Annotated in this window: 15 protein-coding genes; 13 read left to right on the top strand and 2 right to left on the bottom strand. The window is 44.2% G+C overall.

Annotated features, from left to right (window positions below; translation table 11 throughout):
- From BM329_RS13535 to BM329_RS13520, 4 genes are all read left to right on the top strand, one after another.
- The coding region (locus BM329_RS13535; protein WP_245759041.1) for an IS630 family transposase at positions 1–515 on the top strand (515 nt) is incomplete at its 5' end.
- Between the two features lie 5 nt (positions 516–520).
- Positions 521–853 (top strand): inositol monophosphatase family protein, encoded by a 333-nt coding sequence (locus BM329_RS13530; RefSeq protein WP_245759092.1) that lies wholly within the window; start codon positions 521–523, stop codon positions 851–853.
- A 39-nt stretch (positions 854–892) separates the two neighbouring features.
- Complete coding sequence (locus BM329_RS13525) at positions 893–1,453, top strand: GNAT family N-acetyltransferase (RefSeq protein ID WP_245759093.1); 561 nt, start codon at positions 893–895, stop codon at positions 1,451–1,453.
- 320 nt (positions 1,454–1,773) lie between these two features.
- Positions 1,774–3,582, top strand: coding sequence for a hypothetical protein (locus BM329_RS13520; protein WP_245759091.1), 1,809 nt, complete (start codon positions 1,774–1,776; stop codon positions 3,580–3,582).
- 27 nt (positions 3,583–3,609) lie between these two features.
- Here BM329_RS13520 and BM329_RS14550 read toward each other — a convergent pair whose 3' ends face one another.
- Positions 3,610–3,825, bottom strand: coding sequence for a hypothetical protein (locus BM329_RS14550; protein WP_143101251.1), 216 nt, complete (start codon positions 3,823–3,825; stop codon positions 3,610–3,612).
- A gap of 174 nt (positions 3,826–3,999) precedes the next feature.
- Positions 4,000–4,218, bottom strand: a complete 219-nt coding sequence (locus tag BM329_RS13515; RefSeq protein ID WP_092554178.1) for a SlyX family protein — start codon at positions 4,216–4,218, stop codon at positions 4,000–4,002.
- Between the two features lie 246 nt (positions 4,219–4,464).
- On the opposite strand from BM329_RS13515, the gene fkpA reads away from it, so the two are divergent.
- The 9 genes from fkpA to BM329_RS13470 form a co-directional block, all read left to right on the top strand.
- On the top strand, positions 4,465–5,229 hold the full coding sequence (gene fkpA, locus BM329_RS13510) for an FKBP-type peptidyl-prolyl cis-trans isomerase (protein WP_092554175.1): 765 nt from the start codon (positions 4,465–4,467) through the stop codon (positions 5,227–5,229).
- A gap of 653 nt (positions 5,230–5,882) precedes the next feature.
- Positions 5,883–6,605 carry a helix-turn-helix transcriptional regulator gene (locus BM329_RS13505; protein WP_092554172.1) on the top strand — a complete coding sequence of 241 codons (723 nt, stop codon included), beginning with the start codon at positions 5,883–5,885 and terminating at the stop codon, positions 6,603–6,605.
- A complete protein-coding gene (gene tusD / locus BM329_RS13500; protein WP_092554169.1) occupies positions 6,605–7,000 on the top strand; it encodes a sulfurtransferase complex subunit TusD in 396 nt (131 codons plus the stop codon). Before BM329_RS13505 ends, tusD begins: the two co-directional genes overlap by 1 nt.
- 73 nt (positions 7,001–7,073) lie before the next feature.
- The gene (gene tusC / locus BM329_RS13495) at positions 7,074–7,433 is read left to right on the top strand and encodes a sulfurtransferase complex subunit TusC (RefSeq protein WP_092554167.1); all 360 of its coding nucleotides are present in this window, start codon (positions 7,074–7,076) and stop codon (positions 7,431–7,433) included.
- 19 nt (positions 7,434–7,452) lie between these two features.
- Positions 7,453–7,740, top strand: a complete 288-nt coding sequence (gene tusB / locus BM329_RS13490) for a sulfurtransferase complex subunit TusB (protein WP_092554164.1) — start codon at positions 7,453–7,455, stop codon at positions 7,738–7,740.
- Positions 7,741–7,906: 166 nt separating this feature from the next.
- Positions 7,907–8,281: a 30S ribosomal protein S12 gene (rpsL, locus tag BM329_RS13485; RefSeq protein WP_010848548.1), complete on the top strand. Its 375-nt coding sequence runs from the start codon at positions 7,907–7,909 to the stop codon at positions 8,279–8,281.
- Between the two features lie 97 nt (positions 8,282–8,378).
- The gene (rpsG, locus tag BM329_RS13480; protein ID WP_092554161.1) at positions 8,379–8,849 is read left to right on the top strand and encodes a 30S ribosomal protein S7; all 471 of its coding nucleotides are present in this window, start codon (positions 8,379–8,381) and stop codon (positions 8,847–8,849) included.
- Between the two features lie 93 nt (positions 8,850–8,942).
- Positions 8,943–11,051, top strand: coding sequence for an elongation factor G (gene fusA, locus BM329_RS13475; protein WP_092554158.1), 2,109 nt, complete (start codon positions 8,943–8,945; stop codon positions 11,049–11,051).
- Between the two features lie 70 nt (positions 11,052–11,121).
- Positions 11,122–11,217, top strand: a 96-nt coding sequence (locus BM329_RS13470) for a GTP-binding protein (RefSeq protein WP_004249126.1), incomplete at its 3' end; no start/stop codon positions are given.

The raw sequence follows: 11,217 nt of genomic DNA, 5'->3' as shown, positions 1-11,217 counted from the left end.
CCGCTGACGAACACGCTCGTCAGGTATTTGGCGAGCGTATCCGCCATCATGAGCAGGCGGGCAAACAGATTGTTTATCTGGATGAAAGCGGCTTTGAGCAGTCCATGCCACGTACGCATGGCTATTCGTTAAAAGGGTCCCGCTGTTTTGGTTTACATGACTGGCAGCACAAAGGCCGCATTAATGCCATTGGTGCTATCATTAAAAATACCTTTGTGACCTTAAGTTTGTTTGCCGGAACCATTAATGCGAATGTGTTTCATGCCTGGCTGACACAAGATTTGTTGCCGAAGCTCCCTAAGGGGACAGTGATTGTGATGGATAATGCCCCTTTCCATAAACGCGGTGACACGCGAAAAGCGATAACCGATCACGGATGCCAGTTAGAATGGCTTCCGCCTTACAGCCCAGATTTAAATCCTATCGAAAACAAATGGGCTGAAACAAAAACAACAAGAAGACGAGAAAGATGCTCTATTGATGAGCTGTTTACAGAGCATGTGACTTATGTCTGATTATATTGATTCTGCTATACATATCAACCACGGCATTTGATACATGGCATAAACAAGGTTTACTTCAGCAATATCAGCGTTTGGCCGAGCAGACATTCTGTAACCGTGGGTTTGGTGATTTCTTGCAGCACTGCTTAGTTGCCGAAGGAATATTAGATGTTGCCATAGAGCCAATTGTAGCGCCTTGGGATGTAGCGGCACTCGTCCCAATTGTCGAAGAAGCTGGCGGAATATGCACCGATCTAATGGGCCAACCTGTTCTAGCGAACAAAGGAGTGGGAATCGCGTCCACCAGTCAGACTTTGCACAAACACGTAATTGATATATTTGGAGAGTAAATGAACATGATTGTCCGGGAATCTAAAGAAATATCAGAAATGCAGTTGGTGCGTTGCGTACAGACGCTGACACGCGCTTTCGATGGATACTCCTTAATGCGGCATTTCCTCGCTGAAGATGATCACCAGCAACGAGTACGGCGCTATCAAGAGACTTTTCTTAGAAAGGTAGGTATGACAGTAGGTCACGTATGGGCTGCTGATGATGGAGTCGCTATATCAATATGGACGGCACCCGATATTGAAGACGCAGAGGCAACTTTTGCTCCTCTATCTATCGAATTTGGAAAAATAGCAGGAACGAGAGAAAAGGTAATGCGGGCGTCTGAATCTATCATGGCTAAAGAACGGCCCAATTTTCCATGCTGGTTCTTAGGTGCAGTAGCAGTGGATCCAGATTACCAGGGGAAAGGGTTAGACCGTGCTGTTATTGAACCCGGCCTTGAGAGAGCCGAGCGTGAGGGATTTCCTGTGTTCCTTGAGACTTCCGATGACAAAAACGTAAGGATCTATGAGCGCTTGGGATTCGAGGTGACAGCAGCATACCAACTCCCCTTTGGTGGCCCTATGACGTATGCGATGATAAAACGGGGGATATAACAATGACCTCGCTTGTCATTCTATGTCATTCTGAGGAGCGATATCTTGAAGTTTGTGATTGGGGACAACCATTTGTCCCTGTCCTCATTAGAAAAGCATGGGCTCGCAAGATGGTTGTTGAATGGTGCGAGAGAACCGCTATCTTGTTCGCTGAAGATGCTCCTATGAGCACGCCAACTCACTTTAACACAAACCTCAATTAGCCATGCGGATGGCTCAACACTGAGAAGTTAACAGTTGCGTATCTGTCCTGCGATCAGTCTGCCTTAGTTCTGGCGAAGGGTTTTCAAAGTCTACGATCTGCTTCTATGCGCAGCTTCGTGTCTTGGGAGGAAATGGCAAAATGGTGTAATAATCATTTAGCTACACACGATCATCTCGTGGTAGTTTCTATTGATAAAAAAGCATCAATGAGAGATTTGGCATTATTCAACGATTTGACTGGATTCATTGTTGTAAATTCTTTAGAACTAGGGACATTTATCCTCGCGAAGACAATCGCTTATAGTTGTATGCAAGAAGGTGAAGATATCTGTTTTGCCCCCGTTCATAAGGGCAATGAAATGCGTCAGGCTGCCGGGCTGAAGATTTTACCTCAAGATAGCGAAGAACTCACCAATTGGCCTGATTTTATCAGTGGAACTGAAACTATTGTGAGTGTTATCGGACACGCCAGCGAAGATTACATTCGCCTCAGCAGTAATGAACTTATTTGTGGACGAATAACTGTTCAGTCACCTTCTGTATGTGGGAAACGACTACCGACTTGCGTGGTAAACAACGATTGTTTTCTTCCCGGTTTGAAGCAGTTAACCGCCAATGCAATACCAGGACGTGTCTTTTTCGCCAACGCATGCCTTACACTTAAGGTCGGTAAAGATGGGATATTCGATGGAGATGGCTCGTATACAATCTCGCAGAGATTCCTGGAGGGTAATGCGGCGGTGTATGTTGCAAGCCCTTTGTTAAAGGATGGTCGTATCGAAGAGAATTTGGTATTTCACGGACTTATGGGAGCAGGGATGACTGTAGGTCAAACTGTCCGGGAATTGAACAGAATTCTTCCTACTTGGGGATTGGAAGTGGGCAAGGTCATGATTCTGGGAGACCCAAGCCTTAAAACCAACTCTAAAAGTGCTCCTGAAAATATAACCGGATACAAAAAAGGCCTAGTATTCGGAATACGAGATCAGGCTTCCAATCTATCCGACGAATTGTGTTACCTAAACGGCGCGCCAAAAAAGGCATCAGTTGCCGGGTTCATTCGGAGTTCAAGTATTCCTGGAAGCCCTTGTGCTATCCTTGATTGCAATATTAACCATGTTAACTTCAGTAAACTGACAATCGCAGAGCGAGAACAATCACCAGAGCAGGTATTATCTTCGATCAGAGAGGTTCTCGATGAATATGATCGCATTGCGTTACTCAGTATCAGGATCTCTGAGGGTCGTCAATTACTCACCGATCTCCGTAATACTTATCCTAATCTTGTTCGTCGGGCATCCAGCAGTCGCTGCGGTGGAGGCCTAGATGGTGCTTTAGTTCGAGCTCTGGAGCGCGTCGAGAAAACCGCTTTGTCAGTCGATAGAGGTATCGTAGCGAAACTGCAGCGAGAAACCAATAAGAGCGAGTACCATTTTGTTGAAGGATATCGCGATGCTTACAGGGTATTTCGTGCAGATCCCTTAGTTGAGGGATGTCCTAACTGTAGTTCAGATGCCATTCGTTATCAGTTTTCCAGTTTTCACGACGCTACTGTCCAGAGGTGGATGGTAAGTTGTGTTGTTTGTGGTACGGTTCAAGATGGAGTGCCAAATTTCATTGAAGGTCGAATAATTCAACTGGAAAACACTATCAACCCCAGAATACTACATGGAAAGATGCTTCTGAATAACACGTGCCTTGAAGAAACCATCGTCGCTGTCGGTGGAGCAGTGACACATGGACGACGCCATGATGCCTCAGTGCTAGTGCCAAATGAACAAGTAAAGATAGACTCTGGAGGAAATGCATTGATCAATATTGAAATTCGCATACCGTGCCCAGCCGATAGACATTGTATGTATTTGCGTATGTATTTTGTTTCTCTTGGGAGGGTAGGTTTCTGTGGGCGGGAATTCTTTGTATGACAAGATAAGAAAGTATTTGCGAAAAACTTAACATAGTCTTGGCGGGGTAGCCGAGTGGTCAGGGATCTCACACAGACGAGGATCGCCAACGCGACTGACAATGGCTGTGGCGATCACCGACTCAATACCGGGAGTGGTGGCCAACCGTTGGCAGACATCGTTCTCTTTGAAATACCTGTCAATTATTGCGTTAAGTTCATTGATCCACGTCTGCAAACAGGATAATTGTTCAAAATACATCATGCCCAGCTTTCCCAGGATAGGGGTTATCGCTGATTCACCGTCCTCGATAAACTCAAGGAGACTTCTTTTTAGTAATATGAAAAATCAGTCAGCAGAAGAAGGGAAGCACATATATGCGCTTCTCTTTTTTTATGTTTCTGCTTTCCTTGGCAGATATATTCCAAATAAGCGGTATCAGTAATGAGGGGGAGGTGTTTCTTCTGAAAGTGGTGCTATAATGGATACTTGGTGAATTTTCAGGCGATCAGCCATTAATCGCAGTTGTTCTTTCAGCTGTTCTGCCTCTATCTGCTGCTTTCTTACTTCTTGATTTAGCTCTTCAATGGTGGCTTCTTGATAGGCCAGTTTAGTTTCCAATTGTTCAAGTCTTTGTTCAATGTCGGATAATTCCATTATCTTTCTCCTGCCTTTGATCAGTTAATTACATGATGGAACGATTACTCTAACCAAGTGGCACTATAATATTCAAAACGTTCAATAGAAGAGGGGATAACGAAACCTCTTCACGTTAATGCTGTCTCAATGGTTTTTAGATCAAGGTATAGCAAATATTGTCATTGGTTTCCGCAGACGGTTATAGTACATGTTACGCGTAGCTTGAGCTGACGGTAAAACCGCCCCAATTTATTGGAGAATAGGATGAAATCATTGTTTAAAACAACCATGCTGGCAACAACTCTGGCAGTAGTATTCAGTGTACCTCAGGTTTTGGCTGCTAATACAGAAGCTAAAGGTGAAATAAAACTGAATAGTGCATTTAAAACGGTAGAACAGCAAAATTCTTATGCTCTGGGTGCCTCTTTGGGTAGCTACATGGAAAATTCCTTGAAAGAGCAGAAAACACTCGGTATCAACTTAGAAAAAACACAGTTGTTGGCTGGTGTTGAAGATGCTTTAAATAGTAAAAGCAAATTGACTGATCAAGAAATTCAGAACACTTTGTTGGCTTTTGAAAAAAAAGTGAAAGAGGTGGCTCAGGCTAAGGCAGAGAAAGATGCTGGTGAAAATGGCGCAAAAGGTGATGAATACCGTAAAAAGTTCGCTAAGCAGGCTGGCGTAGTGGAAACCAAATCAGGGCTTCTTTACAAAATTGAAAAAGAAGGTACTGGCAAGGCTCCTAAAGAAACTGATACTGTAGTTGTTAACTACAAAGGTTCTTTGATTGACGGGCAAGTTTTCGACAGTTCTTATGAACGTAAAGAACCTCTGTCAATTCGCCTGGACAGCGTGATTCCAGGTTGGAAAGAAGGCTTACAGAATGTGAAGAAAGGCGGAAAAATTACATTGGTTATCCCACCTAAGTTAGCTTATGACCAAGCAAACCTGCCTAAAATTCCAGCTAATTCGACTTTAGTTTTTGATATTGAATTACTGGATATTAAACCTGCTGCCAAGGCAAAATAGTTCCTGTAATAATTGCGAGACAATACAGACAGGAGTTTAATCGCTCCTGTTTTATTATTTGTACCTTTCATTTTCATCTTTCTTTCGTCTTTCGATTTGCTGGTGATATTTATTTCATCTTTGATGAATAATAAGCATGAATAAAGAAAAATGGCATGTCTGCTCATTATTTCCTGTGGTATTAAATGAAATATCGTTTTCATATTTTAAGCGTATTAGGCATAAAGCTGTGATAAAGCCCTGTGGTATCTTCAGCAAGGGCTTGACGTAAATTCAATGTAGTTTTAACGTCAACAGTAGTTTTAACGTCATTATTCCGAATAGAATATAGAACATTCTGCCTGCAACAGTATACCCGTCGTCTTTCAAGTTGCAGCTTTGTTGGCTTCGCTCACTCACCCCAGTCACATAGTTAGCTATGCTCCTGGGGATTAATGAAAGGCTCCTGCCTTTCACCGGAGGCCAGCCTTTGGCTGGGCAAATTCGTTCCTGACGAATTTGTCATTCCCTTGCCGTCGCGCTGCATCTTGAAATCCATTGGGTATAGATGTTTACTGAGGTAGACTCTTGGTTGTAGTAATGTGATTTTATAATAAATCTCGCCTTAATATTTTGGTGAGGCAAAGTCTGAGCTTGAAGGATGGTGTATTAACATGTCTACCCCGCTATTAACTGGTGATAACAGTGATATTGATTTACTGGAAAACCAATCGTTTAATGAAACAGATCATGAAATTTTAAAATCTTACGAAGCTGCTGTTGATGGCCTGGCTATGTTGATAGGTGGGCATTGTGAAATAGTTCTTCATTCACTGGAAGATCTTAAATGTTCAGCTGTCAGAATAGCTAATGGGGAACATACTGGTCGTAAGATCGGTTCTCCGATTACAGATTTGGCGTTGCGGATGCTCCACGATATTACGGATGAAGACAGCAGTGTTTCTAAAGCCTATTTCACGCGGGCAAAAAGCGGTTCGTTGATGAAATCTATAACAATTGCTATTCGCAATCGCCAGCGTCGGGTTATTGGGCTGTTATGCATTAATATGAACCTTGATGTACCTTTCTCTGAAATTATTCAGACTTTTATCCCAGAAAAAACCCACGAAGTCGCTTCGAACGTTAACTTTGCATCTTCTGTGGATGACCTGGTTGCACAAACTCTGGAATTTACTATTGAAGAAGTGAATGCCGACCGCAATGTTTCCAACAATGTGAAAAATAGACAGGTAGTGTTAACTCTTTATGAGAAAGGCATTTTTGATATTAAGGATGCTATTAATCAGGTTGCTGATCGTTTGAATATCTCCAAGCATACGGTATACCTCTATATTCGCCAGTTGAAAAACGGCGAATGTGTCAGTCCGGAGAAGTAATGTCGTCACTGTCTTATTGTCTGCTGGTCACCGGGCCAGCTTACGGTACTCAACAAGCCAGCAGTGCCTATCAATTTGCTCAGGCGCTGATCGCCGCAGGACATACATTACATAGTGTGTTCTTTTATCGTGAGGGTGTCCTAAACGGTAATCAACTGGTTGCTCCCGCCAATGATGAATTTGATCTGGTCAGGGCATGGCAGGCATTGGCAGCCCAGCATCGGTTCAATCTGTATATTTGCGTTGCTGCAGCATTGCGTCGCGGTGTAGTGGATGAGCAACAAGCCCAAGAATTAAATTTACCTGTTGCTAATCTGGCAAATGGGTTTGAACTTAGCGGGCTGGGGGCGCTGGCAGAAGCCATGATGCTATGTGATCGTGTTATACAATTTTAAGCCTCGCAGTAAGCATTGATGAAATGTCAGTTTTGAGGAAATTATGTGAGCCTTAATGAAATAGTGGTTATCGATGAAAAAAATCGCCTTTGTTTTTACTGAAGCCCCTCATGGCTCTTCTGTAGGTCGGGAGGGGCTGGATGCCCTGCTTGCGACATCAGCCTTAACCGATAAAATTGGCATATTCTTTATTTCTGATGGAGTATTCCAATTACTGGTCAACCAACAGCCAGATAAAATTCTGGCCCGTGACTATATTGCAACCTTTAAGATTTTGCCTCTTTATGACATTGATAAATGTTACGTTTGCCTTGATGATCTAATCATTCGCGGAGGTAGTCCGGCAAGCAATTTTGTACTTAACGCAGAACTTCTTTCTGCTGTGGCAATACGAAAACAGCTGGCAGATTATGATGTTGTGTTGAAATTTTAATCTATTACAGGTAGGTAACATGTTATATACTGTTAGGCGCTCACCTTACCATGATGATGTCAATGCAATGCTTGCTCTTGTATCTGAGACCGATGACGTTCTGTTAATTCAGAATGGCGTGTTGTTCGGTATCAATGATAATCGCTACTTAGCTAAATTGATGCGTACAGGAGCTGGTATTTATGCCTTGCAGGAAGATCTGGATGCACGGGGGTTGATTGAACAGATTTCAGACCGTGTCAAGGTGATTGATTACGACGGTTTTGTGAGCTTAACGGTAAAACATCAGCAAAATTTTGCCTGGTAAATGAGAATTGTATATTTCCGCTATTTTACCAGAATAGAAAAACTGTATATTTCTTGACACCTCGTCAAGTCAGCAATAAAATTCCGCGTCGTCTCGTTTTGTCATCATGACTGACAGAGGGTAAAATCCGTGTTTACGAAGCAAAAAACTAGGAGCTTTTTTAATAATGGCAACTATCAACCAGCTGGTGCGCAAATCTCGTAGCTCGAAAGTTGTGAAAAGCAACGTTCCTGCTCTGGAAGCTTGCCCGCAAAAACGTGGCGTATGTACTCGTGTATATACTACCACTCCTAAAAAACCAAACTCCGCACTGCGTAAAGTATGTCGTGTGCGTTTGACTAATGGTTACGAAGTTTCTTCCTACATCGGTGGTGAAGGCCACAACTTGCAGGAACACTCCGTTATTCTGATCCGTGGCGGTCGTGTTAAAGACTTGCCAGGTGTGCGTTACCACACTGTTCGCGGTGCCCTGGACTGTGCCGGCGTTAAAGACCGTAAGCAAGGTCGTTCTAAGTACGGTGTGAAGAAGCCAAAGGCTTAATGGTTCTCCGTTAAGTAAGGCCAAACATTTTTCACTTTAATGTCAAAATAAACTCATAGAGTTTTGGACAACCCTGAATTCGAAACGGAGTATTTCCATGCCACGTCGTCGTGTAATTGGCCAACGTAAAATTCTGCCAGATCCAAAGTTCGGATCTGAACTGCTGGCCAAATTTGTTAATATCCTGATGGTAGATGGTAAGAAATCTACCGCAGAAGCAATTGTATATAGTGCGCTTGAGACCCTGGCTCAGCGTTCTAGTAAAGATCATCTGGAAGCATTCGAGTTGGCACTGGATAACGTGCGCCCGACTGTGGAAGTTAAGTCCCGCCGTGTTGGTGGTTCTACTTATCAAGTTCCAGTTGAAGTTCGTCCGGTTCGTCGCAATGCACTGGCAATGCGTTGGATCGTTGATGCTGCTCGTAAACGCGGTGATAAGTCGATGGCTCTGCGCCTGGTGAATGAATTATCTGATGCGGCTGAAAACAAAGGCGCTGCTGTGAAGAAACGTGAAGACGTTCATCGTATGGCAGAAGCTAACAAGGCGTTCGCACACTACCGTTGGTAATCCATTCGTTGGTCACCCATCGGCAGTGAATATGTTCTGGGTAGCTGCTCGGCTACCCGTTCTCTAAATTGAACGCCCACGAGAGAGGAAAAAATGGCTCGTAAAACACCTATAGCACGTTACCGTAATATCGGTATCAGTGCCCACATCGACGCCGGTAAAACCACGACAACTGAACGCATTCTGTTTTACACAGGTGTAAACCATAAAATTGGTGAAACTCACGAAGGTTCAGCAACGATGGACTGGATGGAGCAGGAGCAGGAACGTGGTATCACCATTACCTCTGCTGCGACTACTGCATTCTGGTCTGGTATGGCTAAGCAGTTTGAACCACACCGCATCAACATTATCGATACCCCAGGACACGTCGATTTCACCATCGAAGTAGAACGTTCTATGCGTGTTCTTGACGGTGCAGTAATGGTTTACTGTGCAGTTGGTGGTGTTCAGCCTCAGTCTGAAACCGTATGGCGTCAGGCTAACAAATATAATGTTCCACGCATCGCGTTCGTTAACAAAATGGACCGTATGGGTGCGAACTTCCTACGCGTTGTTGAGCAGATTAAAACTCGTCTGGCTGCTAACCCGGTTCCACTTCAACTGGCAATCGGTGCTGAAGATACCTTCACCGGTATTGTTGACCTGTTGAAAATGAAAGCAATCAACTGGAATGAAGCTGATCAGGGTACTACCTTCACTTATGAAGATATCCCAGCAGACATGGTTGAACTGGCGCAAGAATGGCATCAGAATCTGATTGAATCCGCAGCAGAAGCATCAGAAGAACTGATGGACAAATATCTGGGTGGTGAAGACCTGACTGAAGAAGAGATCAAAGTAGCTCTGCGTAAGCGTGTTCTGACTGGCGAAATTATCCTGGTTACCTGTGGTTCTGCGTTTAAGAACAAAGGTGTTCAGGCAATGTTGGATGCAGTTATCGAATATCTGCCGGCACCAACTGACGTTGAATCCATCAAAGGTATGCTGCCAGACGGTAAAGATACTCCAGCAGAACGTCATTCCAGCGATGACGAGCCATTCTCTGCGCTGGCGTTCAAAATCGCTACTGACCCATTCGTAGGTAACTTGACTTTCTTCCGCGTTTACTCGGGTGTTGTTAACTCTGGTGACACCGTACTGAACCCGATTAAAGACAAGAAAGAACGTTTTGGCCGTATCGTACAGATGCACGCCAACAAACGTGAAGAAATCAAAGAAGTCCGTGCAGGCGATATCGCTGCTGCAATCGGTCTTAAAGATGTAACTACAGGTGATACTCTTTGTGACATGGGCGCACCAATCATCCTGGAGCGCATGGAATTCCCAGAGCCAGTTATCTCTGTTGCTATCGAGCCAAAAACTAAAGCTGACCAAGAAAAAATGGGCATCGCTTTAGGCCGTCTGGCTCAGGAAGATCCATCATTCCGCGTAAGCAGTGATGAAGAGACTGGTCAGACCATCATCGCAGGTATGGGTGAGCTGCATCTCGACGTTCTGGTTGACCGTATGCGTCGTGAGTTCAACGTTGAAGCGAATGTAGGTAAACCTCAGGTTGCTTATCGTGAAACCATCCGTGCTTCTGTTGAGCAGGAAGGTAAACACGCTAAACAGTCCGGTGGTCGTGGTCAGTACGGTCACGTATGGTTACGTATTGAGCCTCTGGAAGCTGGCGGCGCTGGTTACGAATTCGCTAACGAAATCGTTGGTGGTGTTGTTCCTAAAGAATACATCCCGGGCGTTGATAAAGGTATTCAGGAACAGCTGAAGAGCGGTGTTCTGGCTGGTTATCCAATCGTTGACGTTAAAGTTGCTCTGTTCGATGGTTCTTATCATGACGTTGACTCTTCAGAAATCGCCTTCAAAATTGCTGCATCCATGGCATTTAAAGAAGGCTTCATGAAAGCTAAACCAATTCTGCTGGAGCCTATCATGAAAGTTGAAGTGGAAACACCAGAAGACTACATGGGTGACGTCATCGGTGACTTGAACCGTCGCCGTGGTATGATCGATGGTATGGGTGATCTAGCTACGGGCAAAGTTATTCGTGCACAGGTACCATTGTCTGAAATGTTTGGTTATGCTACTGACCTGCGTTCTCAGACCCAAGGTCGTGCTTCTTACTCCATGGAGTTCTTGAAGTACAACGAAGCGCCTAGCAACGTCGCTCAGGCTATTATCGAAGCTCGTAAATCTAGATAATTTTTCGAGTTTACTATCTTTTTAGCTCCCTCATTTTTGTGGTGGGGGAGCGGTATTAAGGAATAGAGTCGTGTCTAAAGAAAAGTTTGAACGTTCAAAACCGCACGTTAACGTTGGTACTATAGGCCACGTTGACCACGGTAAAACTACCCTGACTGCTGCAATC

Origin of the sequence: Xenorhabdus koppenhoeferi (assembly GCF_900116635.1) — a bacterium.
Taxonomy (GTDB): Bacteria; Pseudomonadota; Gammaproteobacteria; order Enterobacterales; family Enterobacteriaceae; genus Xenorhabdus; species Xenorhabdus koppenhoeferi.
The sequence above is the reverse complement of the archived record's forward strand: the minus strand, read 5'-3'. Positions and strand labels throughout refer to the sequence as shown.